At 64.2% G+C, this 22962-nt stretch carries 23 protein-coding genes, 1 tRNA gene and 2 rRNA genes; 21 read left to right on the forward strand and 5 right to left on the reverse strand.

The features are described from left to right. The 3 genes from RLN94_RS08410 to RLN94_RS08420 form a co-directional block, all read left to right on the forward strand. A 23S ribosomal RNA gene (locus RLN94_RS08410) occupies positions 1 to 221 on the forward strand; the annotation flags it as partial. Between the two features lie 80 nt (positions 222 to 301). Beyond that, a 5S ribosomal RNA gene (gene rrf, locus RLN94_RS08415) occupies positions 302 to 416 on the forward strand. A 79-nt stretch (positions 417 to 495) separates the two neighbouring features. After that, positions 496 to 572: transfer RNA gene (locus RLN94_RS08420), tRNA-Met, on the forward strand. 351 nt (positions 573 to 923) lie between these two features. On the opposite strand, the gene RLN94_RS08425 is transcribed toward RLN94_RS08420, so the two are convergent. After that, positions 924 to 1379 carry an SRPBCC domain-containing protein gene (locus RLN94_RS08425; RefSeq protein WP_350131419.1) on the reverse strand — a complete coding sequence of 152 codons (456 nt, stop codon included), beginning with the start codon at positions 1377 to 1379 and terminating at the stop codon, positions 924 to 926. A gap of 182 nt (positions 1380 to 1561) precedes the next feature. On the opposite strand from RLN94_RS08425, the gene RLN94_RS08430 reads away from it, so the two are divergent. Further along, on the forward strand, positions 1562 to 2500 hold the full coding sequence (locus tag RLN94_RS08430) for a GlxA family transcriptional regulator (RefSeq protein WP_350131417.1): 939 nt from the start codon (positions 1562 to 1564) through the stop codon (positions 2498 to 2500). A 54-nt stretch (positions 2501 to 2554) separates the two neighbouring features. Then, complete coding sequence (locus tag RLN94_RS08435; protein WP_350131415.1) at positions 2555 to 3214, forward strand: glutathione S-transferase C-terminal domain-containing protein; 660 nt, start codon at positions 2555 to 2557, stop codon at positions 3212 to 3214. 184 nt (positions 3215 to 3398) lie between these two features. Here RLN94_RS08435 and RLN94_RS08440 read toward each other — a convergent pair whose 3' ends face one another. Then, positions 3399 to 4346, reverse strand: a complete 948-nt coding sequence (locus tag RLN94_RS08440) for an NmrA family NAD(P)-binding protein (RefSeq protein WP_350131413.1) — start codon at positions 4344 to 4346, stop codon at positions 3399 to 3401. Between the two features lie 90 nt (positions 4347 to 4436). Between RLN94_RS08440 and RLN94_RS08445 the strand changes: the two genes are divergently transcribed. Further along, on the forward strand, positions 4437 to 5348 hold the full coding sequence (locus tag RLN94_RS08445; protein WP_350131411.1) for a LysR family transcriptional regulator: 912 nt from the start codon (positions 4437 to 4439) through the stop codon (positions 5346 to 5348). Between the two features lie 51 nt (positions 5349 to 5399). On the opposite strand, the gene RLN94_RS08450 is transcribed toward RLN94_RS08445, so the two are convergent. Further along, the gene (locus RLN94_RS08450) at positions 5400 to 6014 is read right to left on the reverse strand and encodes a TetR/AcrR family transcriptional regulator (protein ID WP_350168797.1); all 615 of its coding nucleotides are present in this window, start codon (positions 6012 to 6014) and stop codon (positions 5400 to 5402) included. A gap of 123 nt (positions 6015 to 6137) precedes the next feature. Between RLN94_RS08450 and RLN94_RS08455 the strand changes: the two genes are divergently transcribed. Together RLN94_RS08455 and RLN94_RS08460 are read left to right on the forward strand one after the other, a co-directional pair. After that, complete coding sequence (locus RLN94_RS08455; protein WP_350131407.1) at positions 6138 to 7367, forward strand: MFS transporter; 1230 nt, start codon at positions 6138 to 6140, stop codon at positions 7365 to 7367. 193 nt (positions 7368 to 7560) lie between these two features. Beyond that, positions 7561 to 7983: an organic hydroperoxide resistance protein gene (locus RLN94_RS08460; protein ID WP_350131405.1), complete on the forward strand. Its 423-nt coding sequence runs from the start codon at positions 7561 to 7563 to the stop codon at positions 7981 to 7983. 70 nt (positions 7984 to 8053) lie between these two features. Here RLN94_RS08460 and RLN94_RS08465 read toward each other — a convergent pair whose 3' ends face one another. After that, positions 8054 to 8962 (reverse strand): LysR family transcriptional regulator, encoded by a 909-nt coding sequence (locus RLN94_RS08465; protein WP_350131403.1) that lies wholly within the window; start codon positions 8960 to 8962, stop codon positions 8054 to 8056. A 97-nt stretch (positions 8963 to 9059) separates the two neighbouring features. Between RLN94_RS08465 and RLN94_RS08470 the strand changes: the two genes are divergently transcribed. Genes RLN94_RS08470 through RLN94_RS08480 form a run of 3 tightly spaced genes read left to right on the forward strand, consistent with a single transcriptional unit; the run spans position 9060 to position 10664 of the window. After that, positions 9060 to 9530 carry a hypothetical protein gene (locus tag RLN94_RS08470; RefSeq protein WP_350131401.1) on the forward strand — a complete coding sequence of 157 codons (471 nt, stop codon included), beginning with the start codon at positions 9060 to 9062 and terminating at the stop codon, positions 9528 to 9530. A gap of 28 nt (positions 9531 to 9558) precedes the next feature. Then, positions 9559 to 9888, forward strand: coding sequence for a nuclear transport factor 2 family protein (locus tag RLN94_RS08475; RefSeq protein ID WP_350131399.1), 330 nt, complete (start codon positions 9559 to 9561; stop codon positions 9886 to 9888). Next, complete coding sequence (locus tag RLN94_RS08480) at positions 9885 to 10664, forward strand: SDR family oxidoreductase (protein ID WP_350131397.1); 780 nt, start codon at positions 9885 to 9887, stop codon at positions 10662 to 10664. The genes RLN94_RS08475 and RLN94_RS08480 overlap by 4 nt, the downstream gene beginning before the upstream one ends. An 18-nt stretch (positions 10665 to 10682) precedes the next feature. On the opposite strand, the gene RLN94_RS08485 is transcribed toward RLN94_RS08480, so the two are convergent. Beyond that, positions 10683 to 11396 (reverse strand): GntR family transcriptional regulator, encoded by a 714-nt coding sequence (locus RLN94_RS08485; RefSeq protein ID WP_350131395.1) that lies wholly within the window; start codon positions 11394 to 11396, stop codon positions 10683 to 10685. 275 nt (positions 11397 to 11671) lie between these two features. Between RLN94_RS08485 and RLN94_RS08490 the strand changes: the two genes are divergently transcribed. The 10 genes from RLN94_RS08490 to RLN94_RS08535 all read left to right on the forward strand — a co-directional run bounded on the left by RLN94_RS08490 (position 11672) and on the right by RLN94_RS08535 (position 22878). Beyond that, positions 11672 to 13243 carry an ABC transporter substrate-binding protein gene (locus tag RLN94_RS08490; protein WP_350131393.1) on the forward strand — a complete coding sequence of 524 codons (1572 nt, stop codon included), beginning with the start codon at positions 11672 to 11674 and terminating at the stop codon, positions 13241 to 13243. Positions 13244 to 13344: 101 nt separating this feature from the next. Then, complete coding sequence (locus tag RLN94_RS08495; RefSeq protein WP_350131391.1) at positions 13345 to 14322, forward strand: ABC transporter permease; 978 nt, start codon at positions 13345 to 13347, stop codon at positions 14320 to 14322. An 18-nt stretch (positions 14323 to 14340) separates the two neighbouring features. Next, entirely contained in the window at positions 14341 to 15273 is a 933-nt protein-coding gene (locus RLN94_RS08500) for an ABC transporter permease (protein WP_350159029.1), read from the forward strand. A gap of 12 nt (positions 15274 to 15285) precedes the next feature. After that, complete coding sequence (locus tag RLN94_RS08505; protein WP_350168802.1) at positions 15286 to 16275, forward strand: ABC transporter ATP-binding protein; 990 nt, start codon at positions 15286 to 15288, stop codon at positions 16273 to 16275. Further along, positions 16275 to 17366, forward strand: a complete 1092-nt coding sequence (locus tag RLN94_RS08510; RefSeq protein WP_350168804.1) for an ABC transporter ATP-binding protein — start codon at positions 16275 to 16277, stop codon at positions 17364 to 17366. The genes RLN94_RS08505 and RLN94_RS08510 overlap by 1 nt, the downstream gene beginning before the upstream one ends. Continuing rightward, complete coding sequence (locus tag RLN94_RS08515) at positions 17366 to 17989, forward strand: flavin reductase family protein (protein WP_350131063.1); 624 nt, start codon at positions 17366 to 17368, stop codon at positions 17987 to 17989. The genes RLN94_RS08510 and RLN94_RS08515 overlap by 1 nt, the downstream gene beginning before the upstream one ends. 23 nt (positions 17990 to 18012) lie before the next feature. After that, positions 18013 to 19209, forward strand: a complete 1197-nt coding sequence (locus tag RLN94_RS08520; protein WP_350131064.1) for an amidohydrolase family protein — start codon at positions 18013 to 18015, stop codon at positions 19207 to 19209. Continuing rightward, a complete protein-coding gene (locus RLN94_RS08525) occupies positions 19209 to 20696 on the forward strand; it encodes an amidohydrolase family protein (RefSeq protein WP_350131065.1) in 1488 nt (495 codons plus the stop codon). The genes RLN94_RS08520 and RLN94_RS08525 overlap by 1 nt, the downstream gene beginning before the upstream one ends. Continuing rightward, entirely contained in the window at positions 20693 to 22180 is a 1488-nt protein-coding gene (locus RLN94_RS08530; protein WP_350131066.1) for an amidohydrolase family protein, read from the forward strand. The genes RLN94_RS08525 and RLN94_RS08530 overlap by 4 nt, the downstream gene beginning before the upstream one ends. Then, positions 22177 to 22878 (forward strand): aspartate/glutamate racemase family protein, encoded by a 702-nt coding sequence (locus tag RLN94_RS08535; protein WP_350131067.1) that lies wholly within the window; start codon positions 22177 to 22179, stop codon positions 22876 to 22878. The genes RLN94_RS08530 and RLN94_RS08535 overlap by 4 nt, the downstream gene beginning before the upstream one ends. The last annotated feature ends 84 nt before the right edge of the window (positions 22879 to 22962 follow it).

Raw genomic sequence — 22962 nt, forward strand, 5'->3', positions numbered from 1 at the left:
CCGGGGTGAACGATCCACTGGTGGACCTGTTGTTGCGCCAGCAGCAGTGCAGGGTAGCTATGATCGGACAGGATAACCGCTGAAGGCATCTAAGCGGGAAGCCCCCCTCAAAACAAGGTATCCCTGAGGACCGTGGTAGACGACCACGTCGATAGGCCGGAGATGTAAGCGCGGCAACGCGTTCAGTTGACCGGTACTAATTGTCCGATAGGCTTGATTTGATCCAGTAAAAGCCAGACTTTGGCTGGACCAAAAGCATACACCGAAGTGTACTGACTTGGAATTCAAGGGTTTTTCTTGGTTTGGTGGTCATAGCAAGAGCAAAACACCCGGTCCCATCCCGAACCCGGCCGTTAAGTGCCTTAGCGCCGATGGTACTGCGTCTCAAGACGTGGGAGAGTAGGTCGCCGCCAAACCTAGTAAGACCCTTGATTGGTATCTCTCTGACGATGCCGCCTCTCATTCCAGACAATTCGAGGCGGTCCAACGCAATGGCGCGGGATGGAGCAGTCTGGTAGCTCGTCAGGCTCATAACCTGAAGGTCGCAGGTTCAAATCCTGCTCCCGCAACCAATAATTCCTGCTGTGGCAGGCTTAACAAAACCCCGGTCTCCGAAAAGAGGTCGGGGTTTTGTCTTGCCGCCCGTAGATCGCAGCAAAGTGCTGCGCAGGGCCATGGCCAGATCTCCGGTGTCGGGAATGAGTGAGACCTTCTCCACTAGCGCCCGGAACGTTTCGGCCGTCGCCATGATCGGAGCCGGTTCGGTGCCTCCATCACCAAGCAAGAGGATGGGCTGACGCTCGACGATGACGGCTTTGCAGATCGGCTTCGCGGTTGGCTACAGACACTCAGAAAATGAACGCGTTGGTTGCCGAACTGCCGGGCTTCGTTGAAGAGGCCGCAGCCCATCTCGGATCAAGCATTCAGCAAGGACTGCGAAGAAAATTCCCAAGAGCTTCCAGCATTCCGTCCCAGCCGGACCGATGCCCGGCCACGTCATCCTGGCCATCGAAGTAGAGCCCCTGTTCGATCAGCTTCATCCTGGTCCCCCCTTTCGTCGCCTCGAAGGTGATGGCGACCGTTCCCGCGAAGGTGAGCCGGTTGCCGCACGTCAGTGTTGTTGTATAAACGATCCGCAGTCCGGGTTCGATTTGCAAGTAGCGGTTTTCGTTGATGTAGGTCGAACCGCCCTTGGGGCCGAAGCGACAAATGTCGGTTTCGCCAACCGTGAAGCGGAATTGATCGAAGGTCAGGTCCCAGCCTTCTCCCGGATCCCCCCATTTCCGCTGCGCTTCCTCGCTCGACCAGGCCGAGAAAACGTCTGCAACCGGCTGATCATACTTCCTTGTCAGCTCAACCGTGCCCTCTTCGATGCTCATGTCAGTGTCCTTTCGAGATGTTGTTTCTGAAGTGGAGCGAGAATGGGCTTGATCAGCTTAGAAGATTAGCGGCAGACTCGACGGTATCGGGGCATTTGTGCCAAGGTTGGCACATGCCGATACGCCCGTGTCCCCCAGAGCCGCTTCGCGTTTCTATCCTGTGCCTGCCGGAAAGCGGGACGATGGCCGCGTTCGGCCTGCATGAAGTCCTCGCTGACACCGGCACAAACGAGAAGGCGCTGTCCCGCCCAATCCACCCGACGCTCGTGGCGCGCGGCACCGGGTCGTTCCGCTCCAGCACCGGTTTGCAGGTCACACCCGAGGGAGATCTGAACGGGACCTGTGCAGACGTCATCGTCGTCTGCGATATCCACCTGAACCGGGACGATGTGCTCGACCGTCGATGGCTCGAGGAGATCGCGTGGGTGCGCCGCCACGTCGACCACGGCTCGCTCATCTGCTCAACGTGCAGCGGAGCCGTGCTATTGGCGGAAGCGGGCCTCCTAGATGGTGCAGAAGCCGCGTCCCACTGGACCATGGCCGACCTGTTCCGCGACCGCTATCCCAGTGTCAAGTTCCGGTCTGAACGGATTCTCTGTGACAGCGGGCGCAACGGCCAACTGATCACAACGGGCGGCGCGTCCTCCTGGCAGGACCTCGCGCTGTATTTGATCGGGCGTTTCTGCGGCCCGGAAGAAGCTGCTCGAGTCGCACGCCTGTTTCTGCTCGGCGACAGGGGCTATGGGCAATTGCCCTTCGCCTCCATGGCACGGCCACGCCAACACAGTGATGCAGTCATATCCAAGATCCAGGAATGGCTTGTCGACCATTATGACACCCCGGCGCCCGTCACTGTCATGGTCCACCGCTCAGGTCTGTCGGAACGTAGCTTCAAGCGCCGCTTTTCCGCTGCCACCGGATATACGCCTGTCGAGTACGTACAGGCCCTCCGGATCGAGGAGGCCAAGCAGATGCTCGAAACCGATGATATGGCCATCGAAGAGATTTCGGCCGCCGTGGGTTACGAGGATCCGACGTTCTTCCGCAGGCTGTTCAAGCGCCGTGCCGGTGTTACCCCGGCTCAGTACCGCCAGCGCAACCGCATTCGTGGCCTGGACTGATGGCCGTTTTGCCCCGAAAGCGATGAATCTGCCTCTGATCTGCCGTGCCCGGATTTGCGACTGTCGAGACGCGATGAGTCACAACATCCAGCAAACAAAGGCGACCAGCCATGGACTTCTAATACACCCCGACCAGCTGCTCTCAGGCAACTCACATCATGCTCAGGGAAGCAAAAGCTGAATTTCCACGCGCATCAGGTCAACATCCTTGAACGCACGCTCGAGGACGGCACCGATTATACGCAGATCAACCCGAACGGCTATGTACCGGCATTGAGGCTCGACGACGGCATGCTGCTGACCGAAAACGTCGCGATCCTCGATTGGATCGCTGGTCAATCAGCCGTGCTCCTTCCAGAAGGAAAGCTGGGACGTACCCGCCACCTGCAGACGCTCGCCTTCATCTCGACGGAGATTCACAAGCCGTTCATCCCGCTTTTCTTTCTGGAGGACGAAGAGGAACAAGCCCGACTGCGCGAGACATTGGTGCCGCGGTTTCGGTGGATCGGTTCAAGGCTCGATGGTGAGACCCTTTTCGGCGCACGGTTCACAGGTGCGGATGCCTTTCTCTACGTCATGCTCCGCTGGGCTGCGATGATCGGACTTGAGACCCCGGATGCGTTCAAGGCCTTCGTGGAAAAGGTCGAAAGCCGTGAGACAGTTCGGACCGTGCTTGCGACCGAAGGCTTGAAGCCGCTGCGCAGTGAAATGTGACTGTGTCTGTTCTCAAGCCGGTGTCATACCGCCTGACCTGCTCCCGCAACCAATCAAAGCGAACAAGCCGCACCCGAAAGGGCGCGGCTTTTTTTGTTTGATTAAGCCAACTTGTCTCAGAGCTCGCCGGTACGTGGATGGTGGCTTTTTCGCGCGTAATGTCCACCGGCACGACAGGCGATCTTCAGCCCGGCGATGCGATGTCATGGGCGCTCGTGCGGTGGCTTTCTTCCAGAGGCCTGGGCGCTTCTCGGCCCCTATCACTTTCAGAGTGCCGGTCCACCATCCGCGACACGGCTGTCTCGATCGTTGTCTTGCCGCGCCATTGGATGTTCCGGTTGTCCCGGACGAACAAGCCGTTGGCGATCCCCTCGTACATCCCGATCAGGGAATCGGCCACTTCCGCCGGCACGCCCGCTTCGGCCAGGGCCGCAGCGCGCGCGCTGGCGGGAACAAACTGGGGTGTGACCGTGCGCCCGAGTTGCGCCGAGAAGGCATCGGCGATATCGGCTGCGCTCCAGTCCGCAAGGCCGGATAGTTCGATAATGCGCCGGCCGCTCCAGTCGCTGCAAAGAAGCTCGGCCGCGGCGTCGCCCACGTCGATGGTGCTGGCCATCGCGATTTTCTGATCCGGTCTGATGAAGGTCGGAAGCAGGTCTTGCCGAACCGGTACGATGACCTCTTCCCAGGTCTCGATGAAGTATGCCGACCGCAGAAAGGCAATCGAGGGCGCGGATGATCCGTCCAGGGCCTGCTCGAACCGGTTGAGGGTCGCGATCACCCCGGTTCCGGACTCGAATTGAGCGCCGATCGAGGACAGGGCCACGGCTTTGGACAGGGTTGCTGTTCGCAGCGCGACCACGAGAGCGGCCGCAACCTTCGCGGTGCTCTGGAAGGGATCGCCGGCCACGGGGGGCGGGTTGAGGAAGAACGCCGAATCCGCGCCTTCGAGTGCAGCCGAAATGCTGGCGCTGCTCTCGAGGTCGCCGACAGCCACCTCGGCACCGCGCGAGGCCCAGACCTCGCCCTGTGCCTCCCGCCGCACGACGACCCTTACGGCCTCGCCCCTTGCCAGAAGCGCCCGCGCGACTTCTCCGCCCGTGCGCCCTCCTGCTCCGAATACCACGTGCATGACCGGCTCCTTTCATGATGCCAAGAAATCCTGTCAGTAGGCGTAATTGAATCCGTGCCATGCGTCTAATGCATGTGCTATATAGTCACCATGCACGAACTGGAATTGCGTAACGTCGACCTGAATCTGCTGGTGATGCTTGGCGTGCTCCTCGAGGAAAGGAGCGTCACCAGGGCAGCCGGGCGTCTGAACATGAGCCAACCAGCGGTAAGCCGCGCGCTTGGCAGGTTGCGCATGGCTTTTGCCGATCCCCTGCTCGTGGAGGACCGCGGAGGCTATTGCCTGAGCGCCCGCGCCGAAGACATTCAGCCCCGTTTGAAGCGATTGCTCGCAGATGCCGGCGATCTGATGAGCGCCAGAGAGTTCGTCCCGGCTGACGCGGTTGGCACCATTCGTCTTCTGATGCCTGACCTCGAGGCCACCACTTTGGCGCCTTCCCTCCTGGCCAGGCTGCAAGCCGAGGCGCCGGCGCTTGACCTGGAAATCCATCCGCTTGCGGGGCCCGTCTTCGAGGCACTCGGCAGCGACACCGCCGACGCCCTGATCGGTGTCATCGGCGATGCACCTTCGGGCATCCACGCACGCGCTCTCTATGACGATCGTTACGTCACCCTGATGCGCAGGGATCACCCGGCGAGGGGCCTGGACCTCACGCTTGAGCGCTATCTCGACCTAGGCCACATCGCCGTCAGCGTTGCGGGGACGGGCCGGTCGGCGGTTGACGAAGCCCTCGCCGAGCTTGGGCAAACCAGACGGGTTCAGGTTCGTGTCCCGAGTTTCCTGGCCGCCTTGGAAATTGCAGCCAGGTCCGATCTGCTGTTGACCATTCCATCCAGCCTGGCGCGAACAGAGGCCGCGCGCGACCGACTTGACGCGCGTCCACCGCCCCTGCCCCTGGCTGGTTTCACCATGAGACTTTTGTGGCATGCGCGGCATCAGGAGAGTCCACGGCACATCTGGTTGCGGAACATGATTGTTGAGGTGGCCAAGGAAAAGCGTTGATCCGGTCGGCTCGGTCGTGGTCGGGTTCGCGCTTTGCCCGGTAGGCAGGCTTTAGCTGTGGTTCGCCCTGGGATCGATCTCGCCGGCGTAGAGCCCGGCCAGCAGCGCACGAAACCCTGCGACGGCCTTGCGGGAAGTCTCTTCGGGTGTGTCGGAACTGGCAATCCAGGTTGCGGCATGAATGCTGGCGCCGTTGATGAGGCGCGCGGCCGCCTCGGGATCCACATCCGCCAGCCGCCCCTCGGCCTTGAGGGCCTCGAGCTTGTTCTTCAGATCCATGACACAGCAATTCGTGTCCGGCCATTGGGAGATATCGCCCAGCACCGCCGGACCGTCGAGGAACATGATGCGTTGGATCTCCGGCTCAAGCGCCATTTCGATGTACGCGATCCAGTTGTCGACGACGGCCTGCCAAAGGGACGGCGCGCGCGCGGAGATCTCTGCAAGGCGCCCGGTCATCTCTGTGTCGATCTGCTTGACCACGGCTTGGAACAGGCCCTTCTTGTCGCCGAAATGGTGATACAGCGCGCCGCGGGTCAGGCCCGCCGCGGCGGTGAAATCGTCCATCGAGGCGTCGGCGTAGCCAACCGTGCCGAACGCGTGCCGCGCGGCCGCGATCAGCTTGGCACGGGTCTCGGCGATCATTTCCTTGCGGGGTTTTCGCAATCGTTTCTCCTCAGCTCGCATACGCCATGTATGTATATTGACATACGCGGCGTATGCGATTAACTCCATTGGCATACACTTCGTATGTAAAATGTGTTTCGGCACGAATCAAGGAGTTATCGGATGTCCAATCCCTATGCGGTCATCTTTCGTGTTCCCGGTACCAAGGGGTTCTCGGCAGCCGGGTTCGTTGCGCGGCTGCCGATCGCCATGGCGCCGATCGGCATCGTGGCGATGCTCTCGCAGACCCATGGCGAATACTGGTTGGCCGGTGCGGTGGCAGCGGTTTTCGCACTGACCAACGCGCTCGTGTCGCCGCAGATATCGCGGTTTGTCGACCGGTTCGGGCAGTTGAGGATCGTCGCCCCGGCCACCATCATTTCGGCCGCGGCGTTCCTGGCCCTTATAGCCGCAACGCATTTTGGATGGCCGAACTGGGCCTTGTTCGTCTCGGCCTTCCTCGCCGCCGCGATGCCGAGCATGTCAGCCATGGTGCGCGCACGGTGGAGCGTGATTTTCCGAGATCGGCCGGAGCTCAATACCGCCTTCGCCTTTGAATCCGCCGCCGACGAGCTGATCTACATCGCCGGCGCGTCGCTGTCGGTCGGGCTGTCGGTCTCGTTCTTTCCGGAGGCCGGCATTCTTGCCAGCACGATCCTTCTATCCGTGGGGAGCGCTGCCTTTCTGTTGCAACGGGGGACCGAGCCCAAGGTGGTCGAATGGACGGGCGAGGAGCGGGCGCAGGGGTCGGCCATCCTGTTGCGGCCCGTGCAGATCGTCACGCTGACCCTGATCTTCGTCGGGGCCATCTTCGCCACGGCCGAGGTCAGTGCGGTGGCAATCACGGAAGCGCTCGGGAAACCGGATGCGGCAAGCCTTGTGATCGGTGTCTATGCGGTGGGCTCGTTCGTGCTTGGCCTCGTGCTTGGCGCCCTCAATCCGCAGATGCCGCTTCAACGCCAATTGCTGATCGCGGTCGGGGTTCTCGCCGCGACGGCGGTTCCGCTGCTCTTCGCCAGCGGTTCTGTGGCCGTGCTTGCCTTCGCCGTGTTCGTCAGCGGCATCGCGGTCTCTCCCACGTTCATCACGGCGTTCGGCCTAGTCGAACGCCGGGTTCCCGCCTCGATGTTGACCGAGGGCGTGACTTGGGTGATGACCGGGATCGGCATCGGTATGGCCCTTGGGGCATTCGTCGCCGGCTGGGTGGTCGACAATTACGGACCCGAGAACGGGTTCTGGGTGTCGGTTGCATCGGGCGTGGCGGCGTTCCTGACGGTGGCCCTGGGGCAGAGGAGCCTGTCGGTCAAGTGTGCCTGCCCATCTGACGATCCCAAACTGCAGCCGGCGGTGTAAAGTCGCAAAAACACCCCTCGCGACCCGCCAGCCGTGGCCCGGCCGCGAGGGTGAACCGCCGAGCATAATCCCGCCGGTCGAAACAGGACATACCGTTTCGACCAGATTATGGGATGGTCGGATTCGGTCTATATCGGTGGGGGATTCGGGCTTGACCTGCGTCCTTCATCATTTCCCCATTTATGAGGCCCCAATGAAAATTCTCTACGAAACCCGCGCCACGGCGACCGGAGGTCGTACGGGCACCACCGCCGTCGATGACGGATCGCTCAACCTGTCGCTTTCGACGCCCAAGGCACTTGGCGGCGCAGGCGGTGACGGCACCAATCCCGAGCAGCTCTTCGCCAGCGGCTACGCGGCCTGTTTCCTCAGTGCGCTCCACTTCGTCGCCGGCAAGCACAAGCAGAAGCTTTCCGACGAAAGCCGCGTCTCGGCCACTGTCGGCATCGGCCCGCGCGACGAGGGCGCCGGCTTTGCGCTGGACGTGGCTCTTTCCATTCATCTTCCCGGCCTGGAAAAGGACCTCGCCTCGAAACTTGTCGAGGAGGCGCATGCCGCCTGTCCCTACTCGCACCTTGCCCGGGAAGGGACGGATGTCCGGCTGACGCTGGATTGACCAAATTGGCGGCGTGCCTTCGGTTCACGCGATATCGTCACCATGCACGCTGCGCCTGAGGCCGGCCCGGTCACCGCTGCCGCGATGACCGGGCCAGTTCGCGGGCAAGATCGACGAAGACCTTGAACGCTGCGGGCGGATTGCGGCGGCTGGGGTAGTAGAGGCACAGCGGCGACAGCGCCGGCGTATACTCTTCGAGCAGCCGGACGAGGCGGCCGGCCTCGATATCCTCGAGCACGTCGGATTCCATGAAATAGCCGATTCCGACGGCCTCGCGCACCGCCATGCGCGCAAGGCTGGATTCGTCCAGGGTGATCGGGCCGTCGACGTCGACCTGCACGGGCTGCCCCTCGGATTCGAACTTCCAGCGGAACAGCGCCCCGTTGGGCAGCCGGACACGAATGCAGGCATGCGCAGCTAGGTCGGTGGGGACGCGCGGCCTGTCACGGTTCTCGAAATAGGCGGGAGAGGCGACAACCGCGTGGCGCCTTGCAGGCCCCAGCGGGATCGCGATCATGTCGCTGGGAACCAGCGCTTCGCTCCGTATTCCGAAATCGAACCCGTCGGCCACGACATCGACCAGGTTGCCCTCGGTCACCACGTCGATCCGGACATTCGGGAAACGCCGGAGATATTCGAGGATGAGCGGCGACAGGATCTCTCGCCCCGCGGTGGCGAAGGTATTGATGCGCAACTCGCCGGAGGGCGTCTCCTGCTCCGACCGCACGGTGTCGAGCGCGCTGTGTATGTCCATCAGCGCGGGGCTGACCTGATCCACGAAGCGTTGCCCCGCGCCCGTCAGGGAAACGCTGCGCGTCGTCCGGTTGAAAAGGCGCACCCCCAACTGACCTTCCAGCTTGGCAATCGCGTTGCTGAGCGCGCTTGTCGACATTCCGACATCTAGCGCCGCCGCGCGAAACGTGCCCCTGCGGGCGACGGCCAGCACCGCGTCGAACTCGGTGAGTTTGTGGTTTCTCATTGTCCCGAAAACCGTAATTCCGCATCTAGATTTATCCTCGTTATCTGGACGCAGTCAAAGCCCTAAATTGCCGTCAGACAGCAACGGAGTTGAAAAGATGCAGTACTATCAGGTTTTCATCAGTGCCGAGCAGACGGTACAAGCCTATCGGATTCTCGATCAGCTCATCGCCCGGCAGCTCGTGTTCGGCGGCCCTGTGGTCGGTGGACCGGCCAAGTTCCTCTGGAACTTCAAGGAAAGCGATGTGCCGGAAAGCATGAGGCAGCACAAGCTCCTCACGCTCGAGCAGGACTACAACTACATCATCACCTACACGCGCGAGGATCTCAAGGAAGAGCTCGTCGAAGTGGCGGAAGCCGCGTCGCTCGAAGAGGTCTGCATGATCTCCTTCCTGCCGATGGAGCCCAACAGGTCGCTTCGCATACTTCTCGATGCCTCGTTCGAGGATCGCGAAAAAGGCCTGCAGCCCGAACCCGTCGATGCGGTCGCCGCCCTGACCTTCGTGCCCAAGGCGCAAATCTCATCCAGAACCAAAAGCTCGGACGGTGCCGTCGGCACCCGCCGTTGAAATCGCAACCCTGACAAGGAGAATGACCATGTCCATCGAACTCCCCGACGTGATCGCCGCCTATTTCTCGGCGGACAAGAAAGGCAACTCGCAGGCGATCTCGGAATGCTTCACCGAGGACGCGACCGTTACCGACGAGGGCAACACCTATACCGGCCGCGATGCCATCCGGCAGTGGATGGCGAACGCTTCGACCCAATACACCTATACGGTCGAGCCGTTCGACCTGTCTAAGGATGACAAGCGCACGGTCGTCACCAGCCATCTCGTCGGCAACTTCCCCGGAAGCCCGGTGGACCTGCGGTACTTCTTCGTCCTCAAGGGCGACAAGATCGCAGAGCTGGAAATCGTCCCATGACACCGTTTCTGACGCTCGAGGGCAAACGGGCCCTCATCACCTCCGGCACCCGCGGTGCCGGACGGGCGACCGTGGCCTTGTTCCGGGAACTCGGGGCGCATGTGCTCACGACGGCCCGGACGCGGCCGCCGAACATAGACGACCGGCATTTCGTCGCGGCGGACCTGACGACGGCCGAAGGCTGTGCCACGCTGAGCGATGCCGTGCGAGAGCGGCTTGGAGGGGTCGATGTCATCGTCCACATGCTGGGCGGGTCGTCGGCCCCGGCGGGCGGCTTTGCCGCCCTGGATGACGGGGAATGGAAAAAGGAGCTCGACCTGAACCTGATGGCTGCCGTGAGGCTGGACCGGGCGCTTGTGCCCGAGATGGTGGCCCGGGGCTCCGGCGTGGTGATCCATGTCACGTCGATCCAGAGGGAGCTGCCCCTGCCAGAGGCCACCACGGCCTATGCCGCGGCCAAGGCGGCCTTGTCCACTTATAGCAAGAGCCTGTCGAAACAGGTCTCCCCCAGCGGCGTGCGGGTCGTGCGGGTCTCGCCCGGCTGGATCGAGACGGAATCCTCGATCGAACTGGCGAAACGCCTGGCTGCGGAACATGGCGTCAGTGTCGAAGACGGCAAACAGATGATCATGCAGTCGCTGGGCGGTGTGCCGATCGGACGGCCATCGAAGCCGGACGAGATCGCGAGCCTCGTTGCCTTTCTCGCGTCCGACCGGGCGGGCAGCATCACCGGCACAGAGTACGTGATCGACGGCGGCACCGTGCCCACGGCGTGAGGCCCTTTCCGGCCTTCGCTACTTGTTCAGAAGGCTGGAGCGGAGGTCGAGCTTGCCCTTGTCCTTGGACGAGAAATCGAGCCGACCTTCGATGCCGCGCAGGTGACTGTCCATCAGCGTGGCGGCCTCCGCCCCCTTGCCCTCGAGGATCAGTTCGGTCAGCCGCGTATGCTCTTCCAGCTCGGCCTCGTCGGGGTTCTTCGCCTCGTACACCGCGATGATCAGCGAGGAGCGGGCGATCAGTTCACGGACGAAATGCGCCATGATCGGGCTGTCGGCCTGATCGGCAAGGACCTGGTGATACTTGCCGCAGCGCTTGATGACCTGCACCACGTCGCCCGCGGCGCGAGCATGGTTCTCGTGCTGCAGGTGGGCATGCATCGCCTCGCGAATCGTGTCGCTCGCATTCCGGGCCGCCCGCTCGGCAAGATGGCATTCGATCACCCGGCGGGCGCGGAAGACCTCGCGCGCCTCCTCGACCGAGGGCTGGGCGACAAAAGCACCCCGGTTGGCGACAAGGTCGACCACGTGGTCGGCAGAAAGACGCGACAGGACCGCCCGCATCCGGGTTCGTCCGATGCCGAAGATCTCGCACAGCTCGTCTTCCTTCAGATGGGTCCCGGGGGCGAGGTTGTGATCAACGATCGCGTCGAAAATCCTGTTGTAAATCTGATCGCTATCGACGGTTTCGCCGCCGACGGACGCTGTGGAAAGGGTCGATGTCTTGTTCATTCATGCCTCTCTTCCGGCGTCGGTCCTGAACGGGGCAGCAAAGCCGTACCTCCCGCGATCCATACGGTCCATCAATAGGGCACAACATAACGTATACAACGCTTGTATAAAAGCCTTTGAAAGATTGTGTACGATTTTATTTTACTTTTGTACACAATTATGGAATCCTCCTGACATTGGCCCCGGTGTATCCATTCCACTCTGCCGGGGCGCACCGCCTGAAACCGCGCCTGAAGAAGCGCAGAGGGGCATCGACAAACCAACGGGAGTTAGAGATGAACTTCAGACTTTTCACCGGAACCGCGATCGCGGCCCTGGGCCTCAGCCTGGGCCTTGCATCGGCAAACACGCTGCGCATGGCCGATTCCACCGACATCGCCGCGATGGACCCGCACTCGATGACGGAAAGCAACACGATCGGCTTTCTGAACCACGTCTACGAGGGGCTGGTGCGGTATAACGAGAACCTCGAGGTCGAGCCCGCGCTGGCCGTCTCCTGGGAATTCGTCGAGCCGACGCGCCTGCGCTTCAAGCTGCGTGATGGTGTGACCTTCCACAACGGCAACGCCTTCACGGCGGACGATGTCGTCGCCTCGCTGGAGCGCGCAAGCCACGATACCTCGCCAGTCAAGAGCAACCTGCCGGGGCTTGAGAGTGCCGAGAAGGTCGATGACCTGACGGTCGACCTGATCCTCAAGGGGCCCGACCCGATCGTGCTGAACTACCTCACCAACATCCTCATTCTCGACAAGGAGTGGATGGCAGAGCACGACGCCCTGCTGCCCGCCGACATGCGCCGGGGCAAGGAAAATTACGCGGTCGCCAATTCTAACGGTACCGGCCCTTTCATCCTCGAAAGCCGGCAGCCCGATGCGCGCACGGTTCTGACCGTGAACGAGGGCTGGTGGGACGAACCGCAGCACAATCTCACGCGGATCGAGTTCAGCCCCATCGGCTCGGACGCCACGCGGATCGCCGCGCTGCTGTCGGGCGAGCTTGATTTCATCACGCCGGCGCCGCTTCAGGATATCGAGCGGATCAACCGGGCAGACGGTGTTTCGGTGATCGAAACTCCTAGCCTTCGGACGATCATGCTGGGCCTGAACTATGCCGACACGCTGCACAATTCGAACCTCACCGATGATAATCCGCTGAAGAAGCAGAAGGTTCGGGAGGCGATGCAGCTTGCCATCAACATGGACCTCATCCAGGACAAGATCATGCGGGGCCGGTCGCGCAACGCCGCGCTGCTCGTGGCGCCGCAGGTGCCCGGCTTTGACGAGGCACTCGATACCCGTCCCGCGGCGGATGCCGAGGCTGCCAAGGGCATGCTGGAGGAAGCAGGCTATCCCGACGGCTTCGAAGTCGGGCTGGATTGCCCGAATGACCGCTATGTCAACGACGAGGAACTCTGTCAGGCTATCACCGCCATGTGGGCGCGGATCGGCATCAAGGCGCAGCTGACGGCACAGACCAGTTCGAAGCATTTCGAGAAGGTGCTGGCCGGCGGGGCAGACATCTACATGGTGGGCTGGGCGACGCTGCCGATGCTGGACAGCTACAGCGTTTTGTCGGCACTGCTGCACACGCCGGGCGACCGTATGGGGGCATGGAACCCCGGCGGCTACTCCAACCCCGAGATCGACGCGCTGACCACAAAGATCGCGACCGAGCTCGACGAGGAAAAACGCACGCAGATGATGAAGGACGCGCTCAAGATCGCGCGCGACGAGGTCGCCATCATCCCGCTGCACCAGCAGCCGCTGGCCTGGGCCGTACGCGACGGGGTCAACCTGAGCGTCACCGCGGATAACAAACCGCGCCTCTGGTACGCCACCATCGAGTAAGGTGGGTCACGGCCCGGCCCGCGCGGCGCCTCTCCCCGTCGCGCGGGCCGCAGGCCGCAACCGATGCGACCGTGTAACCCCAACTTCCGGAGTCCGTTCCCATGACAGCCTTCATCCTCCGGCGTCTGATCCAATCCGTCCTGGTCATGCTGGCCGTGGCGCTGATCGCCTTCACCATGTTCCGATTCGTCGGCGACCCGGTGAACAGCATGCTGCCCGAGAACGCCTCGGCGGAAGAGCGACATGATCTGCGCGAACAGCTTGGCCTCAACGCCCCCGTCACCACCCAGTTCGCGCGCTTCGTCACCGGCGCGGCACAGGGCGAATTCGGGATCTCCTACCGCAACAAGCGCCCGGTCAGTGACCTGATCGCCGAGCGCCTTCCGGCGACGCTGGAACTGGTGCTGGCCGCCGCGATCTTCGCGCTGGCGATGGGCGTGCCGATGGGCATCTACACGGCGCTGCACAGGAAGGGATTTCTCAGCAATTCCATGCAGATCCTGTCGCTGGTCGGCATATCGGTGCCCACCTTCGTGACCGGTATACTGCTGATCCTCGTCTTCTCGGTCTGGCTGAACTGGCTGCCCTCCTTCGGGCGCGGCGACGTGGTCGATATCGGCTGGTGGTCGACCGGGCTTCTGACGGTGAGCGGGCTGAAATCGCTGGTCCTGCCGGCAATCATGCTGGGCCTCTTCCAGGTGACGCTGATCATGCGTCTGGTGCGGGCCGAGATGCTCGAGACCCTGCGCTCGGACTACGTGCGTTTCGCCCGGGCAAGGGGCCTGACCAACCGGGCGGTGCATTTCGGTCATGCCTTCCGCAACACGCTGATGCCGGTGATCACCATCGTCGGGCTGCAGCTTGGCGCGATGATCGCCTTCGCCATCATCACCGAGACGGTGTTCCAGTGGCCGGGCATGGGCCTGCTGTTCATTCAGGCCGTCAGCTTCGGCGATATTCCGGTGATGTCGGCCTATCTCGTGCTGGTCGCGCTGGTCTTCGTCGTCATCAACATGGTCGTCGACCTGCTCTATTTCGCCATCGATCCGCGCCTGTCGATCCGCGCGGGCCGCGCCTGATCCAAGGAGATCCGACCCATGGCAACCCTCATCGGAAAACACTCACGGCTCGCCGCCTTCTTCGGCAGCGACCTGTTCTACAACTTCCGCACCTCGCGGATCACCATGATCGCCTTCGTCGTGACCATCGGCATGATCCTTGCTGCCGCGCTGGCGCCCTGGATCGCGCCGCACAACCCGTTCGACGTCTCGACGCTCAGCCTGCTCGACAGCGAGCTGCCCCCGGCCTGGGCCGAGGGGGGCGACCCGCGGTTCCTGCTGGGCACCGACAACCAGGGGCGCGACGTGTTCTCGGCCATCCTCTACGGCTCGCGCATCTCGCTGGCGGTGGGCTTCATCAGCGTCGCGCTGGCGATGGTGCTGGGGGTCGTCGTCGGCCTTGTCAGCGGCTATTTCGGCGGGATGGTCGATGCCTTCTTCATGCGCATCGCCGACGTGATGCTGAGCTTTCCGACCATTCTGGTGGCGCTGCTGGTCAGCGGGATCGCGCGGGGCATCCTGCCGCGCGAACTGCATGACAGCGCGGCGCTGGTGGTGCTTATCTTCGCCATCACCATCACCACCTGGGTGCAATATGCCCGCACCGTGCGCGGCTCGACACTGGTCGAAAAGAACCGCGAATACGTGCTGGCCGCCCAGCTTGTGGGCCGCCGCCCGCCGGCGATCATCTTCAGCCACATCCTGCCCAACGTGATGGGGCCGGTGCTGGTGATCGCGACCATCAACCTTGCCATGGCGATCCTGATCGAGGCGACGCTGTCGTTCCTCGGCGTCGGCATGCCGCCGACCAACCCGTCGCTGGGCACGCTGATCCGCATCGGCAACGAGTACCTGTTCTCGGGTGCCTGGTGGATCGTGATCTTCCCCTCGCTGACGCTTGTGGCGCTGGTGCTGGCGGTGAATCTGCTGGGCGACTGGCTGCGCGACGCGCTCAACCCGAAACTGCGCTGAGGAGACGGACAGATGCAAACCATGACCCATTCCGCCGACCCGCTGCTGCAGGTGCGCGACCTGTCGAGTGCCTTCGACACCCGTCACGGGCCGCTGCGCGCGGTCGACAACATCACCTTCGACCTCGCGCCCGGGGAAATCCTTGGAATGGTGGGGGAATCCGGCGCCGGCAAATCGCTGACCGGCACCGCGATCACCGGCCTTCTGGAACGGCCCGGCCATATCAGCGGCGGCGAGATCCATTTCGAGGGGCAGCGCATCGACACCCTGTCGAAGGATGCGATGCGCCCGCTGCGGGGGCGCAAGATCGGCGCGATCTTCCAGGATCCGCTGACGAGCCTGAACCCGCTCTTGACCGTGGGCAAGCAACTGATCGAGACGATCCAGACGCATATGTCCATGTCGAAAGAGGCCGCCCGGAAGCGGGCCATCGACCTTCTGTCCGAGGTCGGTATTCCGGCCCCGGAACAGCGGGTGGACCACTATCCGCACCAGTTCTCGGGCGGGATGCGGCAGCGGGTGGTCATTGCGCTCGCGCTCTGTGCCGATCCGAAGCTGGTGATCGCGGACGAGCCCACCACGGCGCTCGACGTGTCGATCCAGGCGCAGATCCTCGCGCTGCTCAAGAAGATGTGCCGCGAGCACGGGGCGGCGGTAATCCTCGTCACGCATGACATGGGTGTCATCGCCGAAACCGCAGACCGGGTGGCAGTGATGTATTCCGGCCGGCTGGTCGAGATCGGGCCGGTGGAACAGGTCGTGAAGAACCCGCGTCACCCCTACACCAAGGGGTTGATGGGCTCGATCCCGGTGGTCGGTGGCGGGCTGAAACGCCTGACGCAGATCGACGGCGCGATGCCCCGGCTGACCGACCTGCCGTCGGGCTGTACCTTTCACCCCAGGTGCCCGAAAGCGACCGAGGCCTGTACCCGCGTGAAACCTTCCGCCGTGAAGGTCGATAACGGGCAGGTCGCCTGCCTTTTGTATGAAGGAGCCCAGTGATGCAGACCGTGACAACCCAGGGCACAGAGCCGCTTCTTTCCATCACTGGAATGAAGAAGCATTTTGACCTGTCGCCGCCGCTTCTGAACCGGGTGATCGAGCGCAAGCCGGTACAGCATCTGCGCGCCGTCGACGGGCTGGATATCGCCGTGCCGAAGGGCAAGACCTTCAGCCTCGTGGGGGAATCCGGTTGCGGCAAATCGACGGTGGCCAAGCTGGTGGTCGGGCTCTACGGGCCGACCGAGGGCAAGGTGATCTTCGACGGGGCCGACCTGACCGATCTGGAAGCCTCGCAGCGGGCCGAGTATCGCCGGCGCATCCAGATGATCTTTCAGGTTCCCTATGCCAGCCTCAACCCGCGCTGGCGGGTGCGGGACATCATCGCCGAGCCGCTGCGCTCGTTCGGGCTGGTGGGCTCGAAACAGGAGGAGCGTGACGAGGTCGGCCGCCTGCTCGAACTGGTCGGGCTGAACGCGCGCGATGGCGAGAAATTCCCGCATGAATTCTCGGGCGGTCAGCGGCAGCGCATCTCGATCGCGCGGGCCATCTCCTCGCGCCCCGACTTCCTTGTCTGCGACGAGCCGACTTCGGCGCTCGACGTGTCGGTGCAGGCGCAGATCCTCAACCTGATGCGCGACCTGCAGGAGGAGCTGGGTTTGACCTACCTGTTCATCAGTCATGACCTTGCCGTGGTCGATTTCATGTCGGATTACGTGGGCGTCATGTACCTGGGCCGGCTGGTCGAGGTGGGCCCGGCGGAGCAGGTCTTCCACAACCCGACGCATCCCTACACCCGCCTGCTGATGGACACGATCCCCGACATGGAGATGACACGGCGCGACCGGGCGCCGGTGGCGGGAGAGGTGCCGAACCCGATCAACCCGCCGCCGGGCTGCACCTTCCATCCGCGCTGCCCGCTGGCCAATGCCCGCTGCAAGGCCGAGCCGCCGCAATTGCGGGCGATGCCGGGCGACGCGCGGGTGTCGTGTCATGCGGCCGAGGAGGGGCGCATACCGCCGCTGGCCAAGGGGCAACAGGCGCAAAGTGACGCGCCGACGATGCAATTGCGCGCCAGCGCCGGAGGTGCCTGATGGAGGTCGATTTCACCAAGCTCGACCAGCGCGACCGCTATCGCCTGCTGTGCAGCTTCGTCGCGCCGCGCCCGATCGCCCTTGTCACCACGCTGGACGAGGACGGCACGTCGAACGCCGCACCGATGAGCTTCTTCAACGTCTTCTCGCAAGACCCGCCGCTGGTGATCCTCGGCATCCAGGTGCGCCCCGACGGCGCGCCGAAGGACACAATCACCAATATCCGCCGTAGCCGGGAATTCGTGGTGAACATGTGCGACATGGCCATCGCCCAGCAAATGGTGGATTGCGGCATCAACTTTCCGCAAGGCGTGGACGAGCTGGAGGTGACGGGCCTGTCGCTTGCCCCCTCGCGGCAGATCGAGCCCGGCTGGGTGAAAGAGGCGCCCTGCGCGATGGAATGCCGGGTGGCGCAGATCCTGGAATATCCGCGCCGGTCGATCGTGCTGGGCGAGGTCGTGCAGATGCATGTGCGCGACGAATGCCTCGACGAGAACGGGCGCTACGTGCGGCCCGACAAATATCAGCCCATCGCCCGGCTGCATGCCGACAATTACATCGTCTCGAACGACCAGTTCGAGCTGTTGCCGACCGCGGCGCTGCAAACCGCGCGCATCGCGTGACTGACTGACAGGAAGGTAATGGAATGAGTGGAACGCTGTTGTTGCAGAACGTCCGCCCGTGGGGGGCGGAGGCCACCGATATCCTGATCCGCGAGGGGCGGATTGCGAAGGTCGCACCGGGGCAAACGGCCGAGGGCGCTGATACCGAAGACGGGGCAGGGGCCATCCTTCTGCCCGGGCTGGTCGAGGCGCATACCCATCTCGACAAATCCCTCTGGGGCATGGGCTGGCGCCCGCACCAGGCCGGACCACGGCTGATCGACAAGATCGACACCGAGCGGCGGCTGAAGACCGAGTGGAACATCGACCCGCACCGTCAGTCGATGCGGCAGGCGCTTCTGTCGCTGTCGCACGGCTCGACCGCGATCCGCAGCCACGTGGATATCGACACCGAGATCGGCCTCGCCGGGTTCGAGGGGGTGGCGCAGACCCGCGAGGTGCTCAAGGGGCAGGTGGACATCGAGATCGTCGCCTTCCCGCAATCAGGCATGATGAGCCGCCCCGGCACGGCCGAGCTGATGGACACCGCGCTGGCGAACGGTGCCGACGTGGTGGGCGGGCTCGACCCTTGCGGGATCGACCGCGATCCGAAAGGTCAGCTCGATGCGGTGTTCGCGATGGCCGAGAAACATGGCAAGCCGATCGACATTCACCTGCATGAACCCGATGAGCTGGGTGCGTTCTCGATGGAGATGATCCTCGACCGGACGCGGGCGCACGGGATGCAGGGGCAGGTCACGATCAGCCACGCGTTTTGCCTTGGCATGGCCGATCGGGCGAGGGCGCACGGGCTGATGGGCCAGCTTGCCGAGGAGAAGGTCTTCATTGCCACGGTCGCCACGCCGTCGCGCCCCGTGCCGCCGGCGGCGGAGCTGCGCGAGCGGGGGATCACCCTCTGTGCCGGTTCCGACGGCATCCGCGACACGTGGGGGCCCTATGGCAATGCCGACATGCTGGAGCGTGCCATGCTGCTGGGATTGCGCAACAATTTCCGGACCGATCCGGATGTCGAGCATGCGCTCTGGTGCTGTTCCCATGGTGGGGCCGAGGTGATGGGGCTTGAAGGGTACGGCCTGAACGAGGGGTGCGTTGCCGATCTCGTGCTGGTCGAGGCCGAGGCCGTGGCGCATGCGGTCGTGGCGCACCCGCCGCGGCGGCTGGTGCTCAAGAACGGGGCGGTCGTGGCGCGCGACGGCAAGACCCTGACCGAGGCGCCGTGATGGCGGACAGGAAGACAGGCATCACCCTGATGACGGCCCGCTGGGTCGTCGGCCACGAGGACGGGCGGCACGTGCTGTTCGAGAACGGCGAAGTGGCGTTCGAGGGCGGTCGGATCAGTTTTGTCGGGCATGATTTCCCCGGCGAGGTGGCCCGGCGGATCGAGTGTGGCGAGGCGGTGCTCGGCCCCGGTTTCATCGACCTCGATGCGCTGTCGGACCTCGATACGACCGTGCTTGGCTTCGACAACCAGCCCGCGTGGAAGAAGGGGCGCGTCTGGCCCGCAAGCTACATGCGTGCCGGGCCGCGGGAGATGTACACGCCCGAGGAACTTGCGTGGCAGAAGCGCTATGCCTTTGCCCGGCTCATCCGCAACGGGATCACCACCGCGTTGCCCATTGCCTCGATCTTCTACCGCGAATGGGGCGAGACGCCGGAGGAGTTTTCCGCCGCGGCGGAGGCGGCGGAGGACTTGGGGCTGCGGGTTTATCTCGGGCCGGCCTATCGGACGGGGAACACCTTCGTCACCGATGACGGGCGGATCGATTTCCATTTCGACGAGGCGCGCGGGCTTGAAGGGCTGGAGGCGGCGCAGGCGTTCTGTGACCGGCACGAGGGGCGGGCCGGTGGGCTGATCCGGACGATGCTGGCGCCCGACCGGATCGAGACCTGTACCGAGGAGCTGCTGCGCCGGACGGCGGCCGCCGCCGACGATCTCGGCGTGCCGGTGCGGCTGCATTGCTGCCAGTCGGTCTTTGAATATGAAAGCGTTCTGCGGCTTCACGGCAAGAGCCCGGCGGAATGGTTGTCGGCGATTGGCTTCCTGTCGGAGCGGAGCATCCTGCCGCATCTCACCGTGATCTCTGGGCGCAACGGCATCACCCACGAGGCGCCGGACCTTCGGATCCTCGCCGAGTCGGGCGCGAGCCTGGCCCATTGCCCGCTGGTGATGGCGCGGGGTGGGCTGGCGCTGGACGATTTCGCCACCTATCGCGAGGCCGGCCTGACCATCGGCATGGGCACCGACACGCACCCGCCTGACATGATCCTGAACATGCAGGTCGGGCTGATGATGGGCCGGATGGCGGCCGGCCGCGCGCAGGCGGTGCGGTCTGAGGATATGTACGACGCCGCCACGCTGGGCGGGGCCAAGGCGCTGGGCCGGTCCGATCTTGGCCGGCTGGAGCCGGGGGCCTGCGCCGATATCACGGTGATCGGGCTGGACGACCCGGCGATGGGGCAGGTGATCGACCCGATCCAGACGCTGATGCTCAACGGCTCGGGCCGGGACGTGCGCACCGTGGTGATCGACGGGCGCGTGGTGATGCGCGACGGCGTGATCCCGGGGGTGGACGAGGCGGCGATGCAGGCCCGGGCGCAGGCCCAGTTCGACGGGCTGGTCCGCCAGTATCCCGACCGGACGCATGGCCACCCGCCGCTGTCCGAGATCTTTTCCTCAAGTTACCCGCTCCGGAGGGCCGCCTCATGACCGATCTGCTGATCCGCAACGTGACCGCCCTGACCGTGGATGCCGGGCGCCGGGTGATCGAGGACGCGGCGATTGCCGTTGACGGTGACCGGATCGTCCATGTCGGCCCCGATGCCGACCTGCCGGCGGAGCACGCCACGGCGGAGAAGGTGATCGACGGGCGCGGCATGGCCGCGATTCCGGGGCTGATCGACAGCCATTCCCATGCCGGGCACGGCCTCGTGCGGTCGCTCGGGGCGGGGAACACCGGCGCCTGGTTCGCTGCCTGCGAGGAGATCTATGCCCGCGGCTCGACCGTCGATTTCTGGCGCGCCGAGGCGGATCTGGCGCAGCTCGAGCGGCTGATGGCGGGGGTGACGACGAACCTGACATTGCTGGGGGGCGGGGCCGATATCTACCGCACCGACGACCCGGTTTTCGGTGATGCCCATTGTGCCGCGACCACCGCATCCGGGCTGCGCACCGTGCTGGCCGTGGGGCCGGGGCGGCCGCCCTTTCCGAAACCCTACAAGGTATTCGAGGGGGGCGAGGCGCGTGACGTTGCCTTGGGTTTCGAACGCCAGATGGAGGTGTGCGAGGACCTGATCCGCCGCCATGACGGCGTGCTCGACAGGCGCACCGGGATCGCGCTGATCATGCCGGTCTATCACGAGCACCACATGGAGGAGGCGGGCGACGCGAAGGCGATCCGCGAGATGTCGGAGACCGTGGCCGACCTGCGCGTCCGCCACGGGGTGATCTACACGCAGGATGGCCACCGCGACGGCACCATCGCGCTGGCGCAGGAGCTGGGCACGCTGGGGCCCTTTGCGCTTCTGTCGCACAGTGTCGACCTGACCGAGGCGGATTTTGCCGCGCTGCGGGAGACCGGCGCCAGCATCGTTCACAACCCGACCGCCATCATGTCGATCTATGGCCGCTGCCCGGCGCCGGAGCTGATCGACGAAGGGATCCGCGTCGTTCTGGGCTCGGATGCCGGGGCGCCGGATCGCGGGTTCGACATGTTCCGGCACATGAAACAGGCGATGCTTTACCACCGCCGCCACTTTGCCGATCCGGCATGGATGCCGCCCGGCAAGGTGCTGGAGATGGCGACGATCGACGCGGCCGAGGCGCTGGGGCTGGGCGACGAGCTGGGCTCGCTCGAGGTGGGCAAGAAGGCGGATATCGTGCTGGTCGACATGCGCAAGCCGCATCTTTACCCGGCGAACATGCCGCTGACGCGGCTCACCCATTTCGCCACCGCTTCGGATGTGGACAGCGTGGTGAGCGACGGTCGGCTGGTGATGGAGAACCGCCGGGTGCTGACGATGGAGGTCGATGCCGTGCTCGATGCGGCGCAGGCGGAGCTGATCCGCGCGCTGGAGCGGACGGGGCTTGCCTGCCTGATCGACGAGCCCGCGGGGATGTGGGGCGCGAGCCGGTTCGACCCGTCGGACGGCAACCCCTGGCAGCCCGGCGAACGGACAGGGGCGAAAGGATGAAGATCCATGTCGTGAACCCCAACACGACCGCGTCGATGACGCGGGCCATCGCCGAGGTGGCCCGGGCGACGGCGCGGCCGGGCACCGAGATCGTCGCCAGCAACCCGGCGAGGGGCCCGGCGAGCATACAGGGCTATTACGACGTGGCGGCCTGCCTGCCGGGGCTGATGGCCGAGGCCGCGCGCTATCCGGACATCGACGCGCTGGTCGTGGCCTGTTTCGACGATACCGGGGTCGACGCGCTGCGGGCGATGCTGGACGTGCCGGTGATCGGGATCGGCGAGGCCGCCTATCACGCGGCCAGCCTGATCTCGGCCCGGTTCTCGGTGGTGACGACGCTGCCGCGATCCGTTCCGGGGCTGGAGGCGAACCTGACGCGCTACGGGCTGATGGCGCGCTGTGTCTCGGTGCGGGCGAGCGACGTGCCGGTGCTGGAGGTCGAAGGCGGCGGGCGCGATGCGGAACGCCTGATCACGGGCCAGGTGAAACGGGCCATCGACGAGGACATGGCCGATTGCATCATCCTGGGCTGTGCTGGCATGTCCGAGCTGCGGTCGCGCCTGTCGCGACGGTTCGACCTGCCGGTCATCGACGGGATCGGCTGTGCCGTGGGCTTCATGGAAACGCTGGTCTCCACCGGGCTGCGCACGTCGAAGGCCGGGGCGTATGCCGCGCCCTTCGTGGCCGAGCGGGTCTGAGCGATCGGCCCAGTGGGGCGGTCGGCCGTGCCTGCGAAGCAGCCCGGCAACAGCCGCCGCTGCTTTTACCGCGACCCTGATCAA

The organism is Roseovarius sp., from assembly GCF_040223625.1.
GTDB lineage: Bacteria > Pseudomonadota > Alphaproteobacteria > Rhodobacterales > Rhodobacteraceae > Roseovarius.